General features: G+C 45.3%; 20 protein-coding genes, 1 tRNA gene and 1 pseudogene. 12 read left to right on the forward strand and 10 right to left on the reverse strand.

Annotated features, from left to right (window positions below; all coding sequences use genetic code 11):
- Positions 1 to 686 precede the first annotated feature (686 nt).
- Positions 687 to 980: pseudogene (locus tag HOL16_03300) on the forward strand (winged helix-turn-helix transcriptional regulator).
- 639 nt (positions 981 to 1,619) lie between these two features.
- Here HOL16_03300 and HOL16_03305 read toward each other — a convergent pair.
- A complete protein-coding gene (locus HOL16_03305; GenBank protein ID MBT5389722.1) occupies positions 1,620 to 4,013 on the reverse strand; it encodes a hypothetical protein in 2,394 nt (797 codons plus the stop codon).
- An 85-nt stretch (positions 4,014 to 4,098) separates the two neighbouring features.
- Complete coding sequence (locus tag HOL16_03310) at positions 4,099 to 5,112, reverse strand: hypothetical protein (GenBank protein MBT5389723.1); 1,014 nt, start codon at positions 5,110 to 5,112, stop codon at positions 4,099 to 4,101.
- A 341-nt stretch (positions 5,113 to 5,453) separates the two neighbouring features.
- Here HOL16_03310 and HOL16_03315 point away from each other — a divergent pair, with 341 nt between their 5' ends.
- Entirely contained in the window at positions 5,454 to 5,627 is a 174-nt protein-coding gene (locus HOL16_03315) for a hypothetical protein (GenBank protein ID MBT5389724.1), read from the forward strand.
- A 370-nt stretch (positions 5,628 to 5,997) separates the two neighbouring features.
- On the opposite strand, the gene HOL16_03320 is transcribed toward HOL16_03315, so the two are convergent.
- The 4 genes from HOL16_03320 to ubiG all read right to left on the reverse strand — a co-directional run bounded on the left by HOL16_03320 (position 5,998) and on the right by ubiG (position 9,269).
- Complete coding sequence (locus tag HOL16_03320) at positions 5,998 to 6,324, reverse strand: hypothetical protein (GenBank protein ID MBT5389725.1); 327 nt, start codon at positions 6,322 to 6,324, stop codon at positions 5,998 to 6,000.
- 92 nt (positions 6,325 to 6,416) lie between these two features.
- Entirely contained in the window at positions 6,417 to 7,991 is a 1,575-nt protein-coding gene (locus HOL16_03325) for a patatin-like phospholipase family protein (protein ID MBT5389726.1), read from the reverse strand.
- 208 nt (positions 7,992 to 8,199) lie between these two features.
- The gene (locus HOL16_03330) at positions 8,200 to 8,490 is read right to left on the reverse strand and encodes a hypothetical protein (protein ID MBT5389727.1); all 291 of its coding nucleotides are present in this window, start codon (positions 8,488 to 8,490) and stop codon (positions 8,200 to 8,202) included.
- A 35-nt stretch (positions 8,491 to 8,525) separates the two neighbouring features.
- The gene (gene ubiG / locus HOL16_03335; GenBank protein ID MBT5389728.1) at positions 8,526 to 9,269 is read right to left on the reverse strand and encodes a bifunctional 2-polyprenyl-6-hydroxyphenol methylase/3-demethylubiquinol 3-O-methyltransferase UbiG; all 744 of its coding nucleotides are present in this window, start codon (positions 9,267 to 9,269) and stop codon (positions 8,526 to 8,528) included.
- A gap of 113 nt (positions 9,270 to 9,382) precedes the next feature.
- Here ubiG and HOL16_03340 point away from each other — a divergent pair, with 113 nt between their 5' ends.
- The 3 genes from HOL16_03340 (at position 9,383) to HOL16_03350 (ending at position 14,149) form a co-directional block, all read left to right on the forward strand.
- Positions 9,383 to 10,459 (forward strand): 2-nitropropane dioxygenase, encoded by a 1,077-nt coding sequence (locus HOL16_03340; GenBank protein ID MBT5389729.1) that lies wholly within the window; start codon positions 9,383 to 9,385, stop codon positions 10,457 to 10,459.
- 159 nt (positions 10,460 to 10,618) lie between these two features.
- On the forward strand, positions 10,619 to 12,403 hold the full coding sequence (locus HOL16_03345; protein ID MBT5389730.1) for a hypothetical protein: 1,785 nt from the start codon (positions 10,619 to 10,621) through the stop codon (positions 12,401 to 12,403).
- Between the two features lie 168 nt (positions 12,404 to 12,571).
- Positions 12,572 to 14,149 carry a DUF4115 domain-containing protein gene (locus tag HOL16_03350; GenBank protein MBT5389731.1) on the forward strand — a complete coding sequence of 526 codons (1,578 nt, stop codon included), beginning with the start codon at positions 12,572 to 12,574 and terminating at the stop codon, positions 14,147 to 14,149.
- Positions 14,150 to 14,419: 270 nt separating this feature from the next.
- Here the strand turns inward: HOL16_03350 and HOL16_03355 are convergent, their stop codons facing one another.
- The gene (locus HOL16_03355) at positions 14,420 to 14,578 is read right to left on the reverse strand and encodes a hypothetical protein (protein ID MBT5389732.1); all 159 of its coding nucleotides are present in this window, start codon (positions 14,576 to 14,578) and stop codon (positions 14,420 to 14,422) included.
- A gap of 453 nt (positions 14,579 to 15,031) precedes the next feature.
- Between HOL16_03355 and HOL16_03360 the strand changes: the two genes are divergently transcribed.
- The 6 genes from HOL16_03360 (at position 15,032) to HOL16_03385 (ending at position 21,803) form a co-directional block, all read left to right on the forward strand.
- Positions 15,032 to 16,282 carry a histidine--tRNA ligase gene (locus tag HOL16_03360; protein ID MBT5389733.1) on the forward strand — a complete coding sequence of 417 codons (1,251 nt, stop codon included), beginning with the start codon at positions 15,032 to 15,034 and terminating at the stop codon, positions 16,280 to 16,282.
- On the forward strand, positions 16,279 to 17,358 hold the full coding sequence (gene prfA / locus HOL16_03365) for a peptide chain release factor 1 (protein ID MBT5389734.1): 1,080 nt from the start codon (positions 16,279 to 16,281) through the stop codon (positions 17,356 to 17,358). Before HOL16_03360 ends, prfA begins: the two co-directional genes overlap by 4 nt.
- Positions 17,358 to 18,239: a peptide chain release factor N(5)-glutamine methyltransferase gene (gene prmC / locus HOL16_03370; protein MBT5389735.1), complete on the forward strand. Its 882-nt coding sequence runs from the start codon at positions 17,358 to 17,360 to the stop codon at positions 18,237 to 18,239. Before prfA ends, prmC begins: the two co-directional genes overlap by 1 nt.
- Positions 18,240 to 18,368: 129 nt before the next feature.
- Complete coding sequence (locus HOL16_03375) at positions 18,369 to 18,848, forward strand: DUF4167 domain-containing protein (protein MBT5389736.1); 480 nt, start codon at positions 18,369 to 18,371, stop codon at positions 18,846 to 18,848.
- 37 nt (positions 18,849 to 18,885) lie between these two features.
- Positions 18,886 to 21,483 (forward strand): ATP-dependent chaperone ClpB, encoded by a 2,598-nt coding sequence (gene clpB, locus HOL16_03380; GenBank protein ID MBT5389737.1) that lies wholly within the window; start codon positions 18,886 to 18,888, stop codon positions 21,481 to 21,483.
- A 243-nt stretch (positions 21,484 to 21,726) separates the two neighbouring features.
- Positions 21,727 to 21,803: transfer RNA gene (locus tag HOL16_03385), tRNA-His, on the forward strand.
- A gap of 144 nt (positions 21,804 to 21,947) precedes the next feature.
- Here the strand turns inward: HOL16_03385 and HOL16_03390 are convergent.
- Both HOL16_03390 and HOL16_03395 read right to left on the reverse strand, forming a co-directional pair.
- Positions 21,948 to 22,148 (reverse strand): hypothetical protein, encoded by a 201-nt coding sequence (locus HOL16_03390; GenBank protein MBT5389738.1) that lies wholly within the window; start codon positions 22,146 to 22,148, stop codon positions 21,948 to 21,950.
- Between the two features lie 42 nt (positions 22,149 to 22,190).
- Complete coding sequence (locus HOL16_03395) at positions 22,191 to 22,556, reverse strand: hypothetical protein (protein ID MBT5389739.1); 366 nt, start codon at positions 22,554 to 22,556, stop codon at positions 22,191 to 22,193.
- 379 nt (positions 22,557 to 22,935) lie between these two features.
- On the opposite strand from HOL16_03395, the gene HOL16_03400 reads away from it, so the two are divergent.
- Positions 22,936 to 23,487: a hypothetical protein gene (locus HOL16_03400; GenBank protein ID MBT5389740.1), complete on the forward strand. Its 552-nt coding sequence runs from the start codon at positions 22,936 to 22,938 to the stop codon at positions 23,485 to 23,487.
- Positions 23,488 to 23,674: 187 nt separating this feature from the next.
- On the opposite strand, the gene HOL16_03405 is transcribed toward HOL16_03400, so the two are convergent.
- Positions 23,675 to 24,022: a hypothetical protein gene (locus HOL16_03405; GenBank protein ID MBT5389741.1), complete on the reverse strand. Its 348-nt coding sequence runs from the start codon at positions 24,020 to 24,022 to the stop codon at positions 23,675 to 23,677.
- Between the last annotated feature and the right edge of the window lie 879 nt (positions 24,023 to 24,901).

The following is a 24,901-nucleotide window of genomic DNA, read 5'->3' on the forward strand; positions in this document are numbered from 1 at the left end:
AGAGGAAAATTGTTTTATAGATTAATTCAACAGGCACTTGAAATCGACCCAGTCCCAGCTAAATTGCTAGCGGGAGTTGGTGGCTAGTGGACACAGCTGCATACGTGATCTTGCTTGTGGAGTAAACCGCATACCCAGGTTAAAGAAAATAATTATCAGTGTTTTATGCATTTTTATTGTGTTTCATGCCAATATTACTTGATCTTAATTTAAGATACGAGTGTATATCGCCGTCTAAAAAGCGAAAAATAAGATCTATTTTTCTGATACTTTGTCTAATAGAAAGTGCCCAAAAGACCTTCCAGCAGGCATCCTGAAGAAATTCAACTTGATCCATCTAATGTTTAGATGCCGACATCTAATTATTGATATTGAATGCAACCGCTTTTTTTCATTTAATAACAATTGAATACTGTCTTGAGAGTTCTAGTTCTTAAGAGTTATGTGTCATGTGAACCGATGGTTCTAATTTTTGTTATATGAACCAGATTTAACTTCCACCGGGAACTCTCCCCAGTCCCGGTGGTTTTTCTTAGGGGGCTGCTGTGGTTTCATGTGCTTTTTGTATGGACGAGCGGGGAATATTTTTCCACATGCTTTTTTTTAAAAGACGGTCAGAAACGCACAAATCGCTTCTGCACTCTTATGTTTGGTGGTATGTGTTAAGGAATGATTGGGGGTGAAAAATGTCTTATAGTACTGAGGTGCGAAAGAAGGTTTTAGATCTGGTTGCGTCTGGCGTCAGCAAGTCGGAAGCTGCTCGGCGCGTTGGCATCACGCGCATTTGTCTCTGCAACTGGCTGAAGGCCGAAGACCCGCTGCTTATTAAAAAGCCCGGCCCCAAGGCCCCATTCAGACTCAACCGTGAAGAACTCAAGGCCTACATGGAAGCCAACCCCGAGGCCTCTATGAAAAAAATTGCCGACCATTTTGGGGTGGCCAACTCCACAGTCTGGTACGCCTGTCAAAAACTTAGCTAAGGGGCCGTGAATCTTGTGGATTTGTGGCAGGGCGGAATGTGTGTCTTTTGTGGTAAGGTGTTATGAGTGTGTATGTGCAATTATGATTTTATGCAATTCAGAATTCTTCGCAGCCGTAAGCGCGCCCTAGGGTTCTTTATGATCTGGAATCCAGGGAAATAGAGTCCAAAGGGAAATTCTTAGATAAAAATCGAAGCCATATTTTTTTAGCACCCCCTGAATCGTCAGTATAAACACAACCCTCTCAAGCAAATAGTCTTTTTCTTTTCTAGCGAATAATTAGCTAAAAGCATCTAATCATACTGCTTGAATAAGATCAAAAAAATGCCTTTAATGAAACATGAATTAGGAAGGCTTGTCCGCTTTCGGCACTAACTTTCAAGCTTTTCCAAATTCATGTGTGCTACTTGGTGACACCACCTTTTACTTACCCACCGGCATGATTCTTCCCCCATCCGGTGGGATTTTTATATGAGGCGTGTGGAGATTGAGGAGGGGTATGTGATAGGACTAAAATTTAGATAGTTATCATCACGAGAGCAAAACGAGGACAAAAGAAAATAAGTGTGTTATTGGGCGACTGTTATCTCGGGAGCAGGCAGCTATCGTTATGACTTGTCTTGTCCCACTATTTTTGTGCTAGGCAGCATCAGCATCCTTCCAGTATTCATCTGGTACAAACTCTGCCTCATTTGGTGAGCTGGATGCTTCTGAATTATAAGACTTTGAACTGGGCGAGGATCCTGTGCTGTCAGAGGAAGTGCCTTCAGTTCCGCTGGAGCTAGAAGTAGCTGGGGGGGCGTATTTAGGATAGCTTGATAGCTCTTTCATAGGAATATTATCGTTTGAGCTCGTGAGATTTTCATCAAGGAGCCGTTTACTTAAACTAAAAGAAGAGTTAGAATTGCTAGGACCTTTCGAGTTGCGAGAACAACAGCCTTTTATGCCGCCACAGATCATTTTTAAACCTCCCCAACATGCTGTCCAAAGATCTTCTGGTTCTTCCTCCGAAATTTCCCAATAATCTCCCAATTCTAAATCATTTAAAACACTTTCTTGGACTGATTCATGATTGCTAACCTCTATATTGATCTGTGTCTCCATCTCTGTACGTAACTCTGAGATGTTATCAGCATCAGGCTGCGGAAACTCTCCCTCTTTCATTTTCATCTTGCTGCTCCGGACAGTCTCGAGAGCGCTATATAAATTCACAATGGTGTCATCACTTGCCTTTGTGACAAATAGTGATGCCTTGTAAAGCATATCACTAATTTCATCACGCATCTGCACGTAGTCAGAATCTGTAAAGAGAGAGCTATTCATTCGATAATGTTCATCGTATCTCTTATTCCTTTGGCGTATCCTATCAATATTTGTAATCACATCTTGACATTTTTGACCAAAAACTTCGTGCATTTCCACACCATCCGTTAACATCAACGGCCAAACCGATCCAAACTCAATATATTGACGCTCTAAAAGCAAGTCGAATAGTTGATTTATACTAAGATTGTTTATTTGTTCTGTAGTGTATCCATCCACTAGCAATCGTTCAACTCCAGCATCAAACTGTGCATGAATTGGCAACAGCGACGTAGGAAGTGAAAGGTAGACCGAGGCTAGATAAGAAGCAACGTCCAGCACTGCCCTCTTTTTCCTGTGTCGCTCTTTGTACTCATACTCTATTACCTCTTCTACCTCATTGGGATTATATCCCGAAATGCGATTAAACAGATTTCCTGTCATTCGAGAAAAGGTCACAGCCCCCTTAAGGCCATATGCAGTCATGAGCGATGCGTACGGGTATGTTATTTCTGGATAAGGATCAAAAGATATAGGAGCATCTTTCGAAACAAGTCCAACTTGACTCTGAAGTACTTTTATAACATATCTTGCTGCAATAAATCCCGCATACGAGGATGCTAGGCCGAATATGGCCCCCACGACACGTGCAGATATAAACGCTTTGGTTTTCCATGAGTTTGGCTTCTTAGTATGAAAACCCTCTACATCTATATCATGAAGTTCGCTCATGAGGGCTAAATTGTGTGCTCCTGAGTTCGCATGTTTTGCTCCATATATTCTATGAGCTGATAGTAACTTATACAGATTTAATACTTCTTCATTAGGTAACGTCCCTACTTTCCGAGCTGAGTTTGCAAAAGATTTCTTTATGTCGATTCTTTTCTTCTTTATTGGACTAGGGCCCTGTGAAAATCTGTCCCATAATCCATTAAGTCCCTCCGAACCATTCCGATATATTGCATTCCAACGTGAGAATCCTAAACAAATTACAGATACTGCTTTGACAAAGGCTGAATCGGCAGAAGAGTCTAGATAAACGCTTCCGACTTTTAAAGCTAATAGGGCAGATAATATCCTCAGTCCAGCATCCCCTACGCGTCTTATGATTGATCTGTTGTTTTTTCTAGAGGAATCTTTTAGTTCTAGGGAGAAACAATGATTTTTATGTTTTGGACTCTCCTTTAAATGATCTAAGCTTGATTTCATAGAGACTATTTCTGGGAAAAGAACCATGATCAATGCAGTTACGCCAACCACGTTTGCATCATCTTGATTAGTAATGTTTAATATAGTACCAATTGAATCATCTTCCTCAAAGATAACTGAAATAGCATAGGCCGAAAACCCACCAAGAACTCCAGAAGTTATCCAAGTTACAATTTCTTCTTTTAATGTAGTTTCTGCATTAAAGATACTAGATTTTCTGTTATTAATTGCTTTAGAAAAAACATCAAAAAAAACTTGCAATTTTGGGCTTTTAGTCAAGATTTTTTCGTATGATAACACCAGTCGGCTCATTCGATTGTAAGTTTCTGGTAATTGCAAGTATTCTCGTTTTATAGTGTCAGAGTTGAGTACATCCTCCAATTTTTGGAGTCTGTCATCCATGTGAGGATTTCTACTAGCTGCTAAATCTATTTCCTCCTGATTATTACAATAATTGAAAGCAAAGGACGCATTACAAACAAATAGCCCAAACCACATAATTGCTATAATTAATCTAGTCATATACATCATTTCCTTCCTCTAATTTTGTAAAAATTACAAAATTGCGTTAGGAAGCAATTTTTTCTGAGTAAGGCAAATCAAGTTGCTACCTTCCAAATCTGGTATACTTCCTACCCCAAGAGTAATCCACAAACACGGATGAACCTGCCCCACTCAAAGGCTTTCCTTCCAGACTCTTCAAAACTTCTCTGGCCGAATCGCTATCGCTGAGGAGGTCTGCCTCCATATCGATGCTAGCAGCATCTGAAACATGCTTAATGTTTATGCCAAGGGAGACATCATCGCCCTTCTCATTCTTAGCCGTCAAGAAACCATTAGGAGGCCGCATGTAAAAGGAGGTCGGATCCGTGCTCTTAACCCACTCTTTGGCAAAATCGGCATTGTCCATCTTTGCCACAAGCAATTTCTTTTCATCGCCCTTATGGGAATAAGTCAGCGACAACACATCACAATCTTGAGCCGCAATCTGGAAAGATCTCTCATCATCTTTTGGTGTCGGGTCTTTTGCCGTTGGCACTTTTGATGTCGACGAGACAGTCATGCTCTTGGGATAAACGATGTAATTGGCTTCCCCATCGTGCTTGTATGTAATGACCGTGAACTCAACAACTGCCTTGGGATCCTTCACCATTTTCACCCAATCCTTGGTATCGTCTTCCTCATAGGCTGCTAATGCACCAAAACTAATTTTGTTCCCCGCTGCCTTAAGGGAGCCCGGCGCAAATACTTGCGTGAGCCGCCCTTCCTTTTCAACGAACGCAGATATGACCACAACCGCATACAAATCGTTCTTCTTAACATAATCCGCCACCTGGGCCCACGTCACACTCTCTTGAATGCGATGGCTTGGGCGATCCTTGATCCCTTTTATGGATTCTGTCGCTTCAAACTCTGCCGTCACCAACCCTTGCGGGAATTTGATAAAATCTGAGGCAAATAGCCTTATTGGCTTCACAAAAGTCTTATAGTACTTATCAACTGATTTAGAGTCAGCGGACTTTTGCCCATCTGAACGTGCCACCTTAGACGCGGTTACGTGACTTCCCGTAAGGACCACAATACCCAATAACAAAACAACGTAACGAACTACATTTAACATTTCTATACCCTTCCTAACGACTCGACACCCTAAACTATGGCCTATATATTTCGAATTAATTACACTACCAACAAGTAAGGTCAACTCTTTTTTACTTTAAAATGATTTATATTTACTTCTATATATATTAGATATATTTCAATTTGATTATGCAATTTGTTTGGTTTTTTGCGTTGTTAATGGAGGCGCTATTGTTTGTGGGAAAATGGTGTGTTGTTGGGAACATGGTCCGTTATTGGCGTGATGGAATGTGAGTCAAATGTCAGTATAATCGTTGTTACAGGCGCTTTTCTGAGCTCTGATTTCCGTTCTCTGGAATCTGTTTTTATGGATCTGTTTTTATGGATCCCGCGATGCCAACTCACGTGAAAGATGGATCCCGTGCTCATAAGAAAAAGGTGGATCCCGCGATGCCAACTCACTCTAAGCCTCTCCGGCTTAAGACGCCGGTTCGACTAGAGTTCCTAGGCTCCGGGAAGACGGCTGTGGGAAGGATGTTAGAACGTACTCCTTAGACTCCGGGAAGACGGAGACTCTGGAATCCTTGTAGTCCAAGGAACACGTCCAAAACTCGTCTTCCCGGCCATTAGGGATTCTTAGCAAGCCGGAGGCGCGCGCTAGAATGCCTTATGAGCGCGGGATCCATACTGCAGGAATCAGGGAAACTTCAAAATCACGTCGTAGCGGCCTGTCCGCCATAGCGCAGAGAAGGCGGAAGCGAAGACGGATGAGCGCGGGATCCAGGGCTCCGAGAAGAGAGGCGCGGAGATATGGACACAAAGTACTTCGTTAGCTCCGGAAAGATGCGAGCGGAATCACCCCACGCGTACGCCAACAAGAATGCCAGCCCTCAAAAAATAGTGAAATCCGTTCAAATCGTCTAACCTAGTGTGATCTAATCAAGTCTACAGAATCACTTATCCTCTTCTTTTCTACTTCTTCAATTCTTTTAGTTATTTCTGCGGCTTTTTTATGAAATTTTTCAAGTTCTTCTGTTGATTTACTTGCTATATATTTTTCCCACATTTGATCTGGTGTGTCCTTTTTTTGTGTGTGGTTTGTGATCCTTCTAGTTTGTTTCTCATCTCCTGAATTACGTTGATCTCCTTCACCTGAAAAAGCCGAACTAGACAATGTAGACACTACAGTGCCCATAATCACAAATAAATATACCAACTGGTTCATAACACCCTCCTTCAAATATTCATCCACTCTCGACAAAATGATACTACTCTAAATTCAAATGTCCATCAAAAACTTATATCCATAAAAATTGATCACTCTCGAAACACTGGCGCTTCAAATCAAGGTCCTTTCAATAAATGAGATATTTCTAGTTTTAACGCCTTTAGAAGCCTCGTATCATTAAAAAAATGTGTAACCTGAGTTGCAAAAGGACCTTTTTCTACTACAGAATCATGAGTAGACGTTAAATTAATTAACTTGAGTCTTGTTTCTTCGTGTGTAACGCCAACTAATTCCACAAACTGATATAACATTTCCATAAACACATCGTCATCCAAATCCCCATATAATCGACGAAAATTACTAATGAACGCTTTTTCAACCTTGCATCTTTTCAAGAACTTCTGATACTGAGAATCCTGATCTCCACACACTTTTATAGCTTCTTTCAAGAGTCCTTCAACATTATCCGGGTTATCCATTTCTAACAACCTCTCTGATAGAGCCGACTGTATCCGATAATAATTTGCATGTTTAAAAACCTGACCGAAGGACAGATTTGTTGCCATACTTGTACCCTCCATACTTATTTCAACCGCCGGACGTGCCCATGAAACGGCACCTGCGTACTGCAACTCCTCATCATTAAAAGCACCTGCTGCCTGGCCGGTACCTATTGAAACAACTGTGAAGTCCGTGATATCAGCTCCATCCCCTGTTGATTGAATTGCTTGTTCAATAGCTGGAAGTACGGGAGTGTTTTCCGCAAGGCCTCCATCTACACCAAGCCTTTTTGGAACAATGTCACCGTCCCCAATGACTACAGAAGGATAATATGTTGGTGCGGAGGAAGATGCAGCAGCAGTTTGCCAAACAAGATATTGATTCGTTTGAGGGTCCGTACTGCTCAATCGTACAACTCCGCCCCCACGACTAATATCATAAGTTGTCACCTGAACAGGGCCCAAAAGTTCATTTAACCGAGTCTTTGTCCCCAATAAAGTTTGTAACTCCTCATCGATTGCTTTTCGAGTATATTTAGGACCACATAGACCTCCGCAATTATAACAGCAACCACAACACCCACAGCACGAAAAAATGCTCTTAAAAAAGCAACGAAGTTTCCCAGAGATAGAAGTCGGACAAACGAGAGATTTGGTGCAATTATCAAAAGCGCAACAACCTGAAAACATATGTCGTGCTCTTGTTTTATAAAATTCTAATATTTCTTTCGCAGAATAGGGCCCTGCGTTCGCTTGACCATTTTTGTAGCTGGACAATAATCCTAAGGCGATGAACGACCCTGTCGAAGTTCCCGTAATACTCCCCTTAAATAGTTCACCAATAGGTAACTCTGTATCTTGCTCAAGCTGCGCTAAAACTTTTATCGTGAAAGCACCCCTCATGCCTCCTCCATCTAGAGCTAAAACCCTTCTCTTAGCTAAATGTAATTCAAGCCTTCCCATTAAAATGTCTATCAATTTGGGGGGTGCATCTTGAATATCTTCTCTCAAAACGTCTACATCATCCGTCGATGTACTTTCTGTTTGGTGAACATTAATCACACGAGGTTTTTGTTCATCAGTTGATTCCTCAGAGTCTCCTCCATAAGCAATCTCTGAAACTGTCATGAAAAAAGTTATGTTTAAAATAAGACATAAAGTTAAAATAAGCTTTGAATGCGTAGCTTTCATATGACCTTCCTAATAATTTCATTCTCATTGCACAACATATGATTTCATTAAGGCCTCGTCGAGAACTTTCTTAGAGATTCCCAACAAGTAACTGTAAGAATGAAAATAAAAAGTTGATCATAGACCATATTAGTAGGGCTAAGTAAGTGCGTGTGAAGTTAGATTGTCTCTCTGAGGCGTTGCACCCCACCCTAGAACGCACAACCAACTAAATCCCAGATGGAACCCAGAGGCGTTTCACCTTGATAAGTTCAGTATTTCCGCCAAAGCGTAGCGATGTTTTACTAAAAGTATAAAAGTTCAGGCCCTTATAAGGGGTCAAGTAACGATAGTTGAACCGCAAGAACCCTGGCTCAGCCATAACTACCACCGGTTCCTTTTGCTTCTGAACAATCATTTTGAAACCATTCACATCTATTTCAATGAGAGTGCCAATGGCCTTCACGGCTTTGATAGCCGCAGCCATACCAGCCGCTGCCGCTGAACTTCCATTCGTCATGTGTCGTGCCTCCCTGTTATGAGCACATACGTATACTATACCACAGCCCGAGCCGCCATTAAGTAATTCACCTTCAGATCGTCGGTCAAAGACCAATCATCGGTAAAAACATCATAGCCCATGCCTTTGAGTTCAGTCGGTCTTACGCCCTTAGGTCGCAAAAACTTGGCAATTTCCGACGGCTTTAAGAACTTTTTCCACTGATGAGTCCCCTTTGGCACCCAATTTAAAATATATTCTGCCGCCACGATGCCCATCAAATAAGACTTGTGTGTCCGATTTAGCGTCGAAAGTAGCATCAGCCCTCCTGGTGCCATCAAATCGCAACAGCTCTCTAAAAAAGCCCCCGGATCCGCCACATGTTCCAAGACCTCCATGGAAATCACCACGTCGTACTTGGCGGCAGCTTTTTTGCCCCCCTCCTCCAACAAGTCATGAGACGTCACAGCTCTATAATCGATATCCAATCCCATTTCCTGAGCATGGGCTTTGGCAACATCTATATTTTCAGGCGTGGCATCGATCCCGGTCACCTGGGCCCCAAGTCGGGCCAAAGGCTCACATAACAGGCCGCCGCCACAACCGATGTCTAAAATCTTTAAGCCCTTAACTTGGCCAAAAATGGCCTCGATCTGTGTCTTAATAAAAGCCAAACGAACCGGATTGATCTTGTGCAAGGCTCTGAAAGGTCCTTGTTCATCCCACCAAGTATTTGCAAGTGATTGAAAATGCTTAATTTCCTCTGGATCTACGGTTGCATTTTGTTTGGGCATCTTCATTCCTTCTTGATTGGCGAGCGCAGAGAAAGTATAGAACTATAGGAAACAGATGAAAAGGCCAAGATCGCTTGGCATGCAAAGAGCAAAGGTTACGCGACAAATCTATGGGTAATATGACAACAAGCACTTCCCAATTGAAAAGCCTCTGGGGCAAAGGACGCGCCTTTCTCGGCACAGAATATGCCCTCCTGGGCGGGGCCATGAGCTGGATTTCTGAACGCAATTTGGTTTCGGCGATCTCCAATGCTGGCGGCTTTGGGGTCATTGCATCAGGATCCATGCCGCCGGAGCTTTTGAAGCAGGAAATCGAGGCCACTAAGGCCATGACCCAAAAGCCCTTTGGCGTGAACCTTATTACTTTGCATCCCCAATTGGATGAGCTGATCGATGTTTGTATCCAGCAAAAAATCACTCATGTGGTCCTTGCCGGCGGCCTGCCCAGCAGCGCCTCTATCAGCAAGCTTAAGGACGCCAATATCAAAGTCGTCTGCTTTGCACCGGCTCTCGTCATTGCCAAAAAGCTTTTGCGCATGGGCGTGGATGCCCTGATCCTGGAAGGCATGGAAGCCGGTGGCCACATTGGCCCCGTTGCCACCAGCGTTTTGGTCCAAGAAATTCTGCCCCACGTGAAGAACCAAGTGCCCGTCTTTGTTGCCGGCGGCATTGGCCGTGGAGAAGCCGTGGTTTCCTATTTGGAAATGGGGGCCTCCGGTTGCCAGTTGGGCACACGCTTTGTCTGCGCCACCGAGTGCATTGCCCATCCCAATTTCAAGCGCGCCTTCATTCGCGGCAATGCCCGGGATGCCCTCCCCACGGTCCAGCTGGACGCCCGGTTCCCCGTGATCCCCGTCCGCGCCATTACCAACGAAGGCTCGCAAGAGTTCCTCGCCCACCAACAAAAAGTTATCGACCGCTTTAACCAAGGCAAGCTGGATCAAAAGGAAGCCCAACTGGAAATAGAGCACTATTGGGCCGGCAGCCTGCGCAAAGCCGTCATCGATGGCGACATAGAGCGCGGATCCCTCATGGCCGGCCAAAGCGTGGGGATGGTCAAATGCGAACAATCGGCTCAAGAAATCATCCAAGAGCTTGTGGCCCAAGCGTTAGAAGCCTTAGAGACTCGGATCGGGGTAGAGACTTTAGGGGGACGGACAGGGCCGGAAGCGGGCAATGATGGAGTTGCGGCTTAGATCTGGTTGCAGCTTAGCAGGGCCTTGATTCGAAGGGAATAACTCATTGAATGCAAATAATAACTTGCTTATTTATTCGTCAATGCCTGCTTTTTATGTTCTAATTTAAGTATAGAATTTACTTAACAAGAGAATAAAACTTGTTAAAAGAGGGAGGCCATGGATAAATATATTTTTATATTGTTTTCGTTTGTTTTGCTCATGTTCATGACAGAGAAGACTTTGGCTGAGGAGTCGCAAGAAGATAAATCATTTATTTGTACATGCAAAGGTGACGGTGAATGTACCGACAATGTAGAAGTTCACAAACCCCAAGACGACCGCTTTTTCATTAATTGGACTGCAGTTGGAAATGCACTTGCTGATCATGGGGTTTATTTATCGCATGATGCTTTCCAACATGCGCTCGATGATTATGTCCTTGAACAAACGAATCATAAATTTAATACGTTGGTCGATCTGAAATCAAAAGAAAAAACGTTATTAGATAATAAAACACCTGATCAGCTTAAAAACGACGCAAAGCAATTGAAAACAAAAATAGCTGCACTAAAGAAACAAGACAAAAAATATGCAGCCGACAAGTCTGACAAAGAAACAAAAGAACGTGAGTTAAATACTTTAAATACGCAGGTAAAGAATTTAAAAACGCAGTTAAAGAATTTAAAAAAGAATTTACAGACGAAGTTAAGCTCGCTTGTAGAAAGTATTAACCAAAAGCTGGGCAAAATTTCATCATCAAATCGCGCAAAAACCGCAAATAAAAGTACGATCACCTCTCATAAGGCTTTAATAATAACGACATCAACAACAATCGCACATACTATTGCTAATAGTAAAGTTGGGATACCTTACGATGCTGGTATGCCAAGTTATTTTAGCAAACATGCGTCTGAATGGCTTCATAATAAAAATAGCACAATCAACCCTGCAAGTTGGGATTGGGTGTTTAAGGCTTTTAGCAGATCTTCGTATGACTTATGGTGCATAAAAATATTGACTGAAGTATTGCAGGAAAATACTGCGACAAAGGCAAATTTACGTAGTAAAAAGTATGGAGGCCAAAATGCGCTATTATGCGTGACTCATAATGCTTATGATTATCATCCGACTTTAAATGAACTCAAAGGAAGATATTATACCTACAAAACCTTAAGAAACCAATTCAAGATGATAATAAGCTTAAAGAAAGAAATAGATAGTTTAAATAAAGCTGATCTTAAATCGACAACTAAAATTCAGAATCTAACGGACGAGATTAATAATTTGAAGACTCAAAAAGATGAGATAAATACCGATAAGAATCCCTTGTACGAAGAAATTAGTGAGAAAAATGCACAAATTAGTGGGAAAAATGCACAAATTAGTGAGAAAAACGCACAAATAGAGCTGTTAACTAACGAAATAGATGCTGGGAAGAAAGTAACTTCCGATTTATCTGAAAAGAAAATGAACTACTCAAGTCTTGAACGTCGCATAAGAGAGCTCACGGATATTGAAAGGGTTTTAGCTAATGTATCGGCAAAGGAAAAGACCACATACGTCATCGATGAAATTGGCATCGGGAAACCAAGTGTAACAATTTTCCTACCTCCCAGTTACTTACGTGGATATTTTGAAGCACCTGTTGCCAAGAACTTTTGCAAAAATATGTATTGGAGAGATCTAGATCCCATAACAGGAAGAGATTTAAGTACAAACAGATATAAAAACCAGGCTCCACACTTATGCCGCTTTCCTCAAGGAACAAATACATTCCATAGAAATTTCCACTCAACCCTTCCTGCATCAGATTTTAAAACATTAGGATATGATGGGGGAGCAGTAAAAAGAGACTCTGTGTACGAACTAAGAAAGCTCTCATACTTTAGCTCTAACACCGAAGATCAATGTGAAGATGTTTCAAAAAAAGTGTTTGATGCCATAGGAGCTGTTGGAGAATAAATAATAAACTGCCACACCAAATAAACACATTTCCACGAGGCTTAATCTTCCCCTAAAATACCCCCTTCCCCTGTGGGATTTTTGCTCATACAATTATTTTACGGAATTTGAGGGAATTATGTTAAGATTTTAATTGAAGGTTTGGACATTTTAGAGAAGGCGTCTTGAATGAGTGATAAAAACAAAATGCCCGATGATAAGGCAAAAAAGCGGAAGAAAGAAGTCGAAGAAGAAGTCCTTGAACCCCAGCACGTTGGGGATCTTTTATCTGCCCGACGCAAAGAACGAAAGATTAAGATCGAAAAGGCTGCGACCCAGCTTAATATTGGTCGTGATTACCTAAAAGCCATTGAAGATGGTGAATTTGATAAACTGCCCGGCCAAGTCTATGCCGTGGGCTTTATCCGAACCTATGCCGAGTTCTTAGAATTAGATGCCGATGAAATGGTCCAGGTGTTTAAGGATGAAGGCATCGTCTTGGAGTCCCCAGAGAGCCTGATTTTCCCGGCCCCTCTGCCTAAGCGGGGCATCCCCAGAGGCTTCACGGTTTTATTGTCTCTTTTCCTAGTGGTTCTCTTGGCATATGTCTGGCACACCTATTACAGGCCTATTACGGCCGTTGGGCCCTTTGATGAAACTATAATTTCCGAAACTGAGATAGGGCCAGCTGATTCAGATGAGATCATATCTGAGGAAGTTACCTTGGATATAGACGGAACATCTTCTGAGGCAAAAAACTTTTTCAACGAGTCCAATGCGGCCCCATCAGAAGGGGCTGTCCCAACAACTTTGGCAAGCGTAGATTCAAGTTCTGCTCCAGAGGATGAACTTATTGAAATAGACGAGATTGATAGATTGGAGCAGGAACCCGATTCTATGAGTAACACAGCTGAAGCCCCTCCTGCCAAAACTCAAGACGAGGTTGCGGCCCTTAGAGACGCCGGCATAGGCACTTCGGGAGCTACGGGAGAAGCAACGGCACGACAGGAAACAAATAATCTGCCCAGTACTACGCATGTGACAACTGATGTGGTAAGGGCCACCGAAGCAATAGATAGTGAATCTATAGCTGCCAAGGCCGCAGCCGCTAAGAATGCAGCTAATAAAGCCGCTAGTGCTGAGAATACGGATAGTGAGTCTATAGCAGCCAAAGCCGCAGCCGCTAAGAATGCAGATAGTGACTCTATAGCAGCCAAGGCCGCAGCTGCTAAGAATACAGCTAATAAAGCCGCTAGTGCTGAGAATGGGGGGCGCAAGGCGATAACAATAGGGTCTAGCACTGCAGCATCGAATGAATCCAAGACTCCGCTTGCTCAAGGAGGCTGGAAAGAGCCAACAGAAATCACCACGAACCAATGGCATAAGCCAAATTTTGATGCGATGCCCCAGGGTGTTTCGTCAGCACGCCATGGGGCTGATATGCTCACGGGCCGCTCTGATGGGACGACATCGGCTGGTGTTTCCACACAGCCGGTTGTGCTCTTGAATTTTGTTGACGAAACCTGGTTCCAAGTTAAAGACACAACAGGCCGAATCATTTACTCAGGGACTCTCAAGCCCGGCAGTTCCTATAATGTGCCTACACAACCCGGCCTACGCCTGACCACAGGCAATGCTGGCGGTATGGAAATTTATGTGAATGGCCGGCGCCTCCGGCCCATTGGCCCTTCTGGTTCCGTTGTCCACAATATTCCCTTGGATCCGGACAAGTTGTTAGCCTATAGCCAAGCACGGACGCGCTCTTAGGCTCCAGGAAGACGGCAGTGGAAAGGATCCACGTCCAGAAACCGTCTTCCCGGCCATTAGGAATTATGGGCAAGCCATAGGCGCGCCTTAGAATTCCTTATGAGCGCGGGATCCATGGCTTGATCTCTGCTCTATGAATCCTGAGATGTCTCTCACTCTTAGGGAAGAAAGATGGATCCCGCGATGCCAACTCACTCTTAAACTCACCGGCTTAAGACGCCGGTTCGTCAAGAGTTCCTAGGCTCCGGGAAGACGGCAGTGGGAAGGCTTCTAGGACGTTCTCCCTTGCATCCGGGAAGAGGGAGACTCTGGAATCCGTGCAACCCAAGGAATACGTCCAGAAACCGTCTTCCCAGCCGGCAATCCAAAAATCGTTATTCTAGCCATTAGTCCAAAGCCGTCTTCCCGGCCATTAGGAATTATGGGCAAGCCTTAGGCGCGCCTTAGAATTCCTTATGAGCGCGGGATCCATGGCTTGATCTCTGCTCTATGAATCCTGGGATGTCTCTCACTCTTAGGGAAGAAAGATGGATCCCGCGATGCCAACTCACTCTTAGACTCACCGGCTTAAGACGCCGGCTCGTCTAGAGTTCCTAGGCTCCGGGATGACGGGATTTGAGTGGCTGTTGGAACGTACTCCCTAGGCTCCGGGATGACGGCAGTGGGAAGGATCCTAGACCGTGCCTCCTAGGCTCCGGGATGACGGCAGTGGGAAGGATGCTTGATCAGGCCTCCATTTCGGCGCCGAAGAACTTAATTTGCAGAAATTGCTTGTCCAATCGAGGGAAAGTCTTTAAAACCATCATTATTCCTAATGTCTAGGATCTCGGTTTACGTCAAAGGTATAAATTTCGATAAGTTCGATATCTAGAGGATCATTCTGTGCGACCAGTCCGTGGAACCCACGATTTACTTCCCGACCAAGCAAGGAAGTACCGCTTTCTCACAGAAACAGCACTGCGCATAGCTGAAACGTACGGCTTTGACGAAATTTCTACCCCCATCTTGGAATTTGAATCAGTCTTCAAACGCACCCTGGGCGAGACATCGGATATTGTCTCAAAGGAAATGTTTACCATCGTCTCTCGCGGGGATGGCGAAACCATGGTCTTGCGCCCTGAAGGAACTGCCCCCATCATTCGCGCCATCTATAATGAAAAGTTGCTCCAGGAAGTGCCCCTAAAGTACTTTTACCACGGCCCTATGTTCCGCTATGAACGCCCCCAAAAAGGTCGCCTGCGTCAATTTCACCAGTTCGGTGTGGAATCCATCGGGCACACAAGCCCCTGCTCAGAAGTTGAAGTCATCGCCACGGCCCACGACATCTTGAAAAGCCTCGGCATCGGCGATAAGACACAACTGGAAATAAATAGCTTAGGAGACCCAGAGAGTCGCGAGGCTTATCGGGCGGCGCTAGTGGCATATCTAAGGGATTTTAAGGGCAAGCTGTCCCCAGATAGCCAAGAGCGCCTAGAGCGAAATCCGTTGCGCATTCTAGACTCTAAAAGCCCCGAGGATAAAGAAATCCTCAAAAATGCCCCTACCTTTGACGAGTACATGAACATCGCCTCTAAGGACCTTTTCCAGCAAGTCCTCGACCGACTCCAAGTGCTGGAAATCCCCTATGTGCTCAATCACCATTTGGTCAGAGGTTTGGACTATTACTGCCACACCACTTTTGAGTTCACCACCGACGCCCTGGGCGCCCAGGGAGCCCTTATTGCAGGCGGACGATATGACGGCCTGCATGACTTTATGGGTGGCACACCCATGCCTTCCATCGGATGGGCTGGCGGCATCGATCGAATGACCCTTTTGATGGAACAGGCCCACGCTAAACAATCCCCCATTGCGGTGATTCCCATTGGGGATGCCGAAGAAAAGATTGCCCTGTCCCTTGCGCACAAGTTCCGAAAGGCAGGCCTCTACGCAGAGCTTATCCTCCAAGGAAACCTGGGCAAACGCATGAAAAAGGCCAATAAACTAAATGCCTCCTGCGCCGTTTTGCTTGGAGAGGACGAAGTGGCCAACCAGAGTGTCCTGCTGCGAGATTTTCAATCGGGAACCCAGGAAACACTTTCCATGGACGCCATTGTAGGCTATCTCCAAGATAAAGCTGATCGGAAATCATGACAAATCTTGACGAAAAGTTAGACAAAGTCCTGGAGCGCTATACGGAGCTGAGAGATCTCTTGGCCACCGATACCCCTCCTGATCCCAAAGTGTTTGCAAAACTCTCAAAAGAGTATTCGGACATGACGGCGCTTTGTGAAAAAATCCAGCAACTGAAAAAGGTTCAAAAAGAAAATGAGGATCTAGCAGAGATCCTAAAGGATCCGGAAACTGATGAAGAAATGAAAGCCTTGGCCGAAGAGGAACAGGCAGAGATTCAAGCGTCCTTCCCAGTTCTGGAAGAGGAAATAAAGGTTCTGCTTTTGCCCAAGGATGAAGACGATGAGCGAAATGCCATCTTGGAAATTCGGGCAGGAACCGGCGGCGAGGAGGCCTCTCTGTTTGCGTCGGATCTGCTCCGCATGTACCAACGGTATGCGGAAAACCATAAGTGGAAGTTTGAGCTGATGAACGTCAGCGAGACGGGCCTTGGAGGCATAAAGGATGCCAGCGTCAATGTCACTGGGCGTGATGTGTTTGCTCGTCTAAAGTTCGAATCCGGTGTTCATCGGGTGCAGCGCGTTCCCGAAACGGAAACATCGGGCCGAATCCATACTTCAGCCGCCACCGTCGCCGTGTTGCCGGAAGCAAAAGAAGTAGATATTGTCCTGGAAGAAAAAAACCTCCGCATCGATGTTTTTCGGGCCAGCGGGCCAGGAGGTCAATCGGTGAATACCACAGACAGCGCCGTCCGCATTACGCACATTCCAACGGGCATCGTCGTTCAACAACAGGACGAAAAATCCCAACACAAGAACAAAGCCAAGGCCATGAAGATCTTGCGCTCACGTATTTACGATGCTGAACGCGCCAAGGTAATGGCAGAACGCTCTGCCGCCCGCAAATCCCAAGTGGGGAGTGGTGACCGTTCAGAACGGATCCGCACCTATAATTTTCCCCAAGGACGGGTCACTGATCACCGCATAAACTTAACCCTATATAAGCTTGAATCCATTATGGATGGGACCGAACTAGATACGATTATCGAGGCTCTCATCTCCAATGACCAAGTAGAAAGACTGGCCGAACTCTCCTGATGACTCCGACAATTAATATAGCCCTCAGAAAAGGCGCCGAAGCCCTTCGCAATGCAAGCATTGAAAATCCCCCTCATGAGGCACGGTTGCTGCTCTCCCTTGTTCTTAAAAAAGACAAAGGCTTTGTTTTTGCCAATCCAGAGCGTCCCATCAATCAAGACGAATGGCAATCATATCAACAGATGATCAACCGTCGATCCCACCACGAGCCCATCTCTAGAATTAGGGGAGAGCGGGAATTTTGGAGTCTTCCCTTCTATTTGTCCCAAGAAACCCTGGACCCTCGCCCCGATACGGAGGTCCTGGTAGAGGGCGTCTTGAATGACTTGAAAGAAAACAATCAAACCGTCTCGGAACCTTTCAGAATTTTGGACCTTGGAACGGGTACCGGATGCCTTCTGTTGTCCCTTCTTTCGGAACTCCCCAACAGTTGGGGCCTCGGTGTTGACCTTAGCAGTGGAGCCATTCAAACGGCCAAAAGAAATGCGACACAACTCCGCCTCTCTGGGCGGGCGAGCTTTGCTATGTCGGATTGGGCGACATCAATTGACGGACAGTTTGATATTATTGTCAGCAACCCGCCCTATATTTGTGCACAGGGCATGGAAAAACTGGAAAAGAGCGTTCGTTCTTTTGATCCGCCATTAGCCCTAGATGGAGGCGCCGATGGATTGGAAGCTTATCGAACTTTGATGCCACAAATCCCCGATATTTTGACAGAGAACGGAACCTTTTGCATCGAAATGGGAGCCTTGCAGGCCAAATCGCTTCTTCCTATCGTTGAAAAAAGCAACTTACGGGTAGCAAAACAATTGTTTGATTTAAAAGGAATCGAAAGGGGTTTCTGTCTAAAAAAGCAAAAAAAGTTGCGTTATGCGTAAAAAAACCTTGGCTTTCTCGGCAACTTGCTTTTAAAGTGTTTACAGATAATTGAGAAAATCAATATCTACAACACCGACATTTGAACCTACCCAGAGCACATGTTATATTTTCTGGAGGCAACGTTGTAGATGACAACAGTTTATGTGAGGAACATGAAATTAAATTCCAGACGTTCTCGTAACGGGAGAAGATCTCCTTCTGTACGGAATCCTAATCAAGCTATTGATAGTAATGGACCTGCAGGTCGGATCCGGGGAACCGCCCACCAGGTATATGAAAAGTACGCTTCGCTGGCACGAGATGCCCACTCTTCAGGAGATCGCGTCGCGGCAGAAAGACTTCATCAGCATGCGGATCATTATTTCCGGCTTTTGAACGAAGGTCGCGAAACGGCTGTAGACAATGCACAACCTGACACGAACGTTCAGCCTGAGACAAACGCTCAGCCTGGCACAAGCGTGCAAGCTGACACGAACGCCCAGCCACCCATGGATGTTCCCCCGCCTGTAAGAGAAGAGCCTTCTAAGCAAAAGGAACTTCCAAAAAAGGCAGAGAAAAAATCCGAAGATAAGGACGTCATCAAGGTTGTGGAGATGAGCGTAAATTAGTACAATGTCAGTGGCATTTTCGTAAGGAGGGAGCCACATGGATATTGAAAAGTATACGGATCGCTGCAAAGGATTTATCCAATCAGCACAAACGCTTGCTCAAAGAAGTTATAACCAAAAGCTTACAGCAGAGCATCTGTTGAAAGTCATCCTGGATGACGAGCAAGGGCTTGCCGCCAGTCTTATAAGTGAAGCAGGCGGAAATCCAGAACAAGCTCTAGAGGCCACTGAGGCAGCCCTTCAAAAGGAACCCTCTATCGAAGGAAGTGGTGCAGGCCAAGTCTTCCTCTCCCAGGAAATCACAAAAGTCTTTGAAAAGGCCGAAGAGCTTTCCAAGAAAGCCGGCGACAAGTTTGTCACCGTCGAATATATCCTCCTGGCTCTCGCGCTCACTGACAAGACCGAAGCCTCTAAAATCCTTAAATCAGCTGGTGTAACGCCACAGGAACTGAATTCGGCCATTAACAATCTGCGTAAGGGGCGTAAGGCTGATTCGGCAACGGCTGAAGATAGCTATGATGCGCTCAAAAGGTACACCCGTAATCTGACCGAAGAAGCCCGCGAAGGCAAGTTGGATCCCGTCATTGGCCGGGACGAAGAGATTCGCCGGACCATGCAAGTCCTCTCCCGCCGCACAAAGAACAATCCGGTCCTCATTGGAGAGCCCGGTGTGGGAAAAACGGCTATTATTGAAGGCCTAGCCCTTCGCATTGTGAATTCAGATGTGCCTGAAAGCCTCCGAGATAAAGACTTGCTATCCCTGGATCTGGGGGCTTTGATTGCGGGGGCAAAATATCGGGGAGAGTTTGAAGAGCGCTTGAAGGCGGTCCTATCTGAAATTGAAGCGGCAGCCGGGAAAGTCATCCTCTTCATCGACGAAATGCACACGCTGGTAGGGGCTGGGAAAGCCGATGGTGCCATGGATGCCTCCAATATGCTAAAACCATCCCTGGCCCGTGGAGAGCTCCATTGTGTGGGGGCCACCACTCTGGACGAATATCGCCAACATATTGAAAAAGATGCCGCCCTCGCCCGCCGCTTTCAGCCCATTTATGTTTCTGAGCCCACGGTGGAAGAAGCCATTTCCATATTGCGAGGTCTCAAGGAAAAGTACGAACTTCACCATGGCGTGCGCATTACAGACGCGGCCATAGTCTCTGCGGCCACCCTATCCAATCGCTATATCACCGATCGCTTTTTGCCGGACAAGGCCATCGACTTGGTTGACGAAGCGGCCAGCCGCCTGCGCATGGAGGTGGACTCTAAGCCAGAAGAGCTGGACGAGCTGGATCGCAAGATCATTCAAATGAAGATTGAGCGCGAGGCCTTAAAGAAAGAGACTGACAAGGCCTCTAAGGACCGTTTGGAGACCCTGGAAAAAGACTTGGCGAACTTGGAAGAGAAAGCAACCGCCATGACTTCCAAGTGGCAAGAACACAAAAGCAAACTGACCAATATTCAAAAGATCAAAGAAGAGCTGGACCAGGCTCGCAGCGAATTAGAAATTGCTCAACGTGAGGGGAACTTGCAAAAGGCGGGCGAGCTGGCCTATGCCACGATCCCTGGTCTAGAGAAAAAGCTGCAAGAAGACGAGAAAGGCTCCGGAAAAGAAGTGGTCAAAGAAGAAGTCACTTCCCAAGACGTCGCGGCGGTTGTGTCGCGCTGGACGGGCATTCCTGTGGACAAGATGCTGGAAGGCGAGCGGGATAAACTTTTGAAAATGGAGGAACTTCTCCACGTGCGTGTCATTGGCCAGGATGAGGCCATTACGGCCATCAGCAACGCCGTTCGACGGGCACGATCGGGGCTACAGGATCCTCAGCGGCCCATGGGTTCCTTTCTCTTTTTGGGGCCGACGGGTGTTGGAAAGACCGAGCTGGCGAAAGGCCTGGCCGAATTCCTATTTAGCGACGAGCATGCCCTTTTGCGCATTGATATGTCCGAGTATATGGAAATGCATGCGGTGGCACGGCTTATTGGAGCCCCTCCTGGGTACGTGGGCTATGAAGAAGGCGGTGCCTTGACCGAAGAGGTCCGTCGGCGGCCTTACCAAGTCATACTGTTTGACGAAGTGGAAAAGGCCCATCCCGATGTGTTTAATGTGTTGCTCCAGGTTCTGGATGATGGCCGCCTGACGGACAGTCAAGGGCGGACGGTGGATTTTCGGAATACGATTATTATTCTTACGTCCAACCTGGGCAGCGATATCTTGGCCAATCAACCAGAAGGAGAAGATTCGGCCAAGGTAAAGGACCAAGTGATGGAAGTGGTCAAGGCTGCCTTCCGTCCCGAGTTCCTAAACCGTTTGGATGAGATTTTGCTTTTCCATCGCCTGAATCGGAAGGACATGTCGAGCATCGTACAGATTCAAATGAAGCGCTTGCTAGCCTTATTGGCCGAGCGCAAGATAAAGCTGGACTTGGACGCCAAGGCACTGGAATGGATTGCCAATAAGGGCTATGACCCCATCTATGGGGCCCGCCCCCTCAAGCGGGTGATCCAAAACGATCTTCAAAACCCTCTGGCCGCCATGATCCTAGAGGGCGTCATTGAGGATGGTTCTGTGATAGCGGTCACCGCGGGCAAAGACGCGCTGGATATTAAGGTTCAGGGCAAAGAGAAGAAGCAGGCCTAGCCATTGGCTCCAAAGCCGTCTTCCCGGCCATTAGGAATTATGGGCAAGCCGGAGGCGTGCGCCTAGAATTCCTTATGAGCGCGGGATCCAGGGCTTCGCTGATGGCAGCTACTAGATGTAAATTGTCACATATAACCCCACTACAAGGCACTTTTCTGTTCTCTGATCTGGTCTCCGACCTCTGATCCCTCTTGACCCCTTTCTTCAATAACGGTAAAAGACTTTAGCCTATGGATGACTATGGCGGGTGTAGCTCAGCAGGTTAGAGCGCCAGATTGTGGATCTGGAGGTCGTGGGTTCAAGACCCATCACTCGCCCCATCCGTCTTCGCTTACGCTACGACGTGATGAATCCGTTAGGATTTGTGAAGCATAGACAACCTCCCAAAATAATCCCATAAATTCAAAACATACAATGGGAAGACTGGAAAGGCGAGCACCGCTTAAATCTAATACAGTCCCTAGTCACTTGAACTTTCTAAAACTAGCAATATCTTCTTTTAACTCATTTGAGCTCTGCTTCTTCAGCATTCCATCTTTAAATTCATCTAAGCTCTGTATCCTACCATTTAAATACGATCTAAATGTTCCCTCTCCATATTCCAAGTCCCCTGACTTGCTTCTTAATTCTTGCAGTTTAGCTTTGAAAAGATCGGGATTAGTCAAAACTTCTGACAACCCCTCTACCGTGGTATCAATACATCTAATTCAGCCAGAAAAATAATCGTCCGTCAATTGACGGGACTCAAGCTCCTTTTCTAATTCATCAGGACAACCTCTGCTACCACTAATCAGCAACTTAGTTTGTACTGCGCCGCGCCATAATAGAGGAGGAAGTCCAGACGATTCAGGCTGAAAAACATCTGCACCATAACACTCTACAAGGATCTTCCAACGACGCCACAGATCTTCCTTATTTGTTACTTCGTCATGCTCAGCTGAAGAAGAAGAAGTTGCTCTCCCTCTCTTATTACCTCCCCCATCCGTCTCCTCAACATCAGGCGCATTCCGTTTCGCATAACCATCAACACTAACCACCAATGCAAGTAATGATGCCACAATCAAACGTTTCATATGTATTTCCTTCCAATCAATTCTCAATCTTTCGGGCCATCAGCTGGATGTAATTCCACAAACGCAGCTCGAAAGCTGAATCCCTTCTCACGGCACTTATGACCCAATCCAAACTGAACTGTAGAGTTTACTATTCTCTATTGCAAGTCTGCTGATCTGGAAACGTCTCCTGGTCATGCTTTTTTGAGTTATGTACCCTACTTTTACTCAGAATAGTGAATGCAGCCATCCACCTCTTCCGTTTGAAAATGAAAAATCTAATTTGCTAGACCACTACAGTACTTTTTACTGTAGTGATTTTCAAATTCGCCCTAGAAGGATATACATCTAGCATGTATAATTAGTAAAGTCGGGGAATAATTAGCCAGGAACAAGGATAATGAAGAGGCTTGCATTAGCTGGGTTTGTGGTTGTGTACACATTCATAAATATAAATTCTACAAGAGCAGACAGAGGAGACTTTACACCAGCAACTTCCAATGAAGATACGTTTGTGAACACTCATGTAAGAAAAATCGTCGTACGATTTCCAAGAGCTCTAGCATCTCGTGAAGGAGATCTTGTCATATTACGCTTTAGGGATAATTCCTTTGTTCATTTTCCAAAAGTGAATGGGGGCATAACCTTAAATTCCCCTCTCTGGCGTCCGAGTGATTGTCCTTTATCTGAATTGGTTTCCACGGCGAGCATCCTGCATACGAATACAGAAGCGAGGCAACCCTACTTTCACCTCCAGGATACAGCAGTAATACACCCATCTCGTTTGCAAAGGCGTGCCCACACCTTCACAAGCACGCGACTCTACCCCCTTCCAGAAGGCTCTGGCCTTATGTATAATCGTGATCAGCCTCCAACACTTCTGGTAACTTTGAGAAATACACCCTCCCAGAGACGATTGCAAAGAACAATGAGCCTCCCCGCAAGTTGGTGAAATCTAAATCAGCATACATACCTAGAGGAGAAGGCTTTCTGTCTTATATTGCTTATGATTTCAAGAGCTAAGAAGTCTTTATGGGTTTGCACGCAACACCTCATCCTAGAATTTACCCTCTGCAAAAAGACGTCAGCCTTAAGTTAGCGTAGCAGTTATATGAATCTCCGTCTTCCATGAAGGGATGCTATTTTGTAGGACTTGCTGCACCAGTTAATATATATACCATCACTTTATCCTTACAGATCTTGTGTAATTTGTTGTAATCCGACGACGGAACGGCTGTTTTAATGTCCTTAAGTATTTCTGGGCGACAACAACTTTGGTTTGAAACAAGTTCTGGAAGATTCTTACACACATTCGCTTTCCATGTACCCTTAAATGTTTTAAGAAATTCTTCAATTTTTTTCTCGTTGTGCAGCACCACTTTTAAATTCTCGCCACATTTTATAGCATTCGTTAAGATACCTCCAAACACCGTGCTGCTGGACATAAGTTGGAACATACACCCTACTATAAATACAGAAACAACCATTCTCAGATTTTTCATTGTCGCCACCCTTTTATGTTTTATTTACCCTAACATGCTTCATTTATTGCATATTAGTTTGTTTTATATTTGTAATTACTATTATAGTTCTAAAAATTCAAAAAAACAATATTTATAATTAGGATTTTGGCTTATTAGGATGCTACTCTTGTTGCAATCCTATGTGGATGAACTCTTAGACCATAAGAACTTCTCGCAGAAACCGTACAATACGGCCCAGAAATACTCGGTTTCAAACTTTCTGTTAGTAAAAGTTAGAATCATCTATGAGATCATTATGTCTTAATTGTAGGCCAGCAGCAAATATCTCGACTAAATAAGCTAAGGCCTCCCCTTACGATTCTTATGCTTAATTTTTTATAGAACCATCCAATTTCCGAGAATTTTTTATACTACCCAAATCGTCAAAGGTCACATTAGTATTTCTGTGGATCCCGCGCTCATATGGATCCCGCGCTCATAAGGAATTCTAGGGACGCGCCTACGGCTTGTCCATAATTCCTAATGGCCGGGAAGACGATTTTGGGCGTGGATCACCCCACTGCAACAAGGGCGTTAGCTCCGACGTGACAGGCCGCTATGACGTGATTTTGAACCTGCTCTGACACCAGTGAAGTCTGGATCCCGCGCTCATAAGGAATTCTAGGGACGCGCCTACGGCTTGCCCATAATTCCTAATGGCCGGGAAGACGATTTTGGACGTGGATCACAGACTGCAAGGACTCTAGCGTACTCCCTTCAAAGTATCGCAGAATCCTTCCCAGAGCCTAGGAAGCACGCCTTAGCATCCTTCCAATCTACGTCTTCCCACAGCCTAGGAAGCACGCCTTAGCATCCTTCCAATCTACGTCTTCCCGGAGCCTA

The organism is Alphaproteobacteria bacterium, assembly GCA_018662925.1.
Lineage (GTDB): Bacteria > Pseudomonadota > Alphaproteobacteria > 16-39-46 > JABJFC01 > JABJFC01.

What these genes read in the sequence shown, in the direction of transcription:
- HOL16_03305 (MBT5389722.1), bottom strand. Translation starts at nt 4,013, where the DNA reads ATGACTAGATTAATTATAGCAATTATGTGGTTTGGGCTATTTGTTTGT.
- HOL16_03310 (MBT5389723.1), bottom strand. Translation starts at nt 5,112, where the DNA reads ATGTTAAATGTAGTTCGTTACGTTGTTTTGTTATTGGGTATTGTGGTC.
- HOL16_03315 (MBT5389724.1), top strand. Translation starts at nt 5,454, where the DNA reads ATGGATCCCGCGATGCCAACTCACGTGAAAGATGGATCCCGTGCTCAT.
- HOL16_03325 (MBT5389726.1), bottom strand. Translation starts at nt 7,991, where the DNA reads ATGAAAGCTACGCATTCAAAGCTTATTTTAACTTTATGTCTTATTTTA.
- HOL16_03330 (MBT5389727.1), bottom strand. Translation starts at nt 8,490, where the DNA reads ATGACGAATGGAAGTTCAGCGGCAGCGGCTGGTATGGCTGCGGCTATC.
- ubiG (MBT5389728.1), bottom strand. Translation starts at nt 9,269, where the DNA reads ATGAAGATGCCCAAACAAAATGCAACCGTAGATCCAGAGGAAATTAAG.
- HOL16_03340 (MBT5389729.1), top strand. Translation starts at nt 9,383, where the DNA reads ATGACAACAAGCACTTCCCAATTGAAAAGCCTCTGGGGCAAAGGACGC.
- HOL16_03345 (MBT5389730.1), top strand. Translation starts at nt 10,619, where the DNA reads ATGGATAAATATATTTTTATATTGTTTTCGTTTGTTTTGCTCATGTTC.
- HOL16_03350 (MBT5389731.1), top strand. Translation starts at nt 12,572, where the DNA reads ATGAGTGATAAAAACAAAATGCCCGATGATAAGGCAAAAAAGCGGAAG.
- prfA (MBT5389734.1), top strand. Translation starts at nt 16,279, where the DNA reads ATGACAAATCTTGACGAAAAGTTAGACAAAGTCCTGGAGCGCTATACG.
- prmC (MBT5389735.1), top strand. Translation starts at nt 17,358, where the DNA reads ATGACTCCGACAATTAATATAGCCCTCAGAAAAGGCGCCGAAGCCCTT.
- HOL16_03375 (MBT5389736.1), top strand. Translation starts at nt 18,369, where the DNA reads ATGACAACAGTTTATGTGAGGAACATGAAATTAAATTCCAGACGTTCT.
- clpB (MBT5389737.1), top strand. Translation starts at nt 18,886, where the DNA reads ATGGATATTGAAAAGTATACGGATCGCTGCAAAGGATTTATCCAATCA.
- HOL16_03395 (MBT5389739.1), bottom strand. Translation starts at nt 22,556, where the DNA reads ATGAAACGTTTGATTGTGGCATCATTACTTGCATTGGTGGTTAGTGTT.
- HOL16_03400 (MBT5389740.1), top strand. Translation starts at nt 22,936, where the DNA reads ATGAAGAGGCTTGCATTAGCTGGGTTTGTGGTTGTGTACACATTCATA.
- HOL16_03405 (MBT5389741.1), bottom strand. Translation starts at nt 24,022, where the DNA reads ATGGTTGTTTCTGTATTTATAGTAGGGTGTATGTTCCAACTTATGTCC.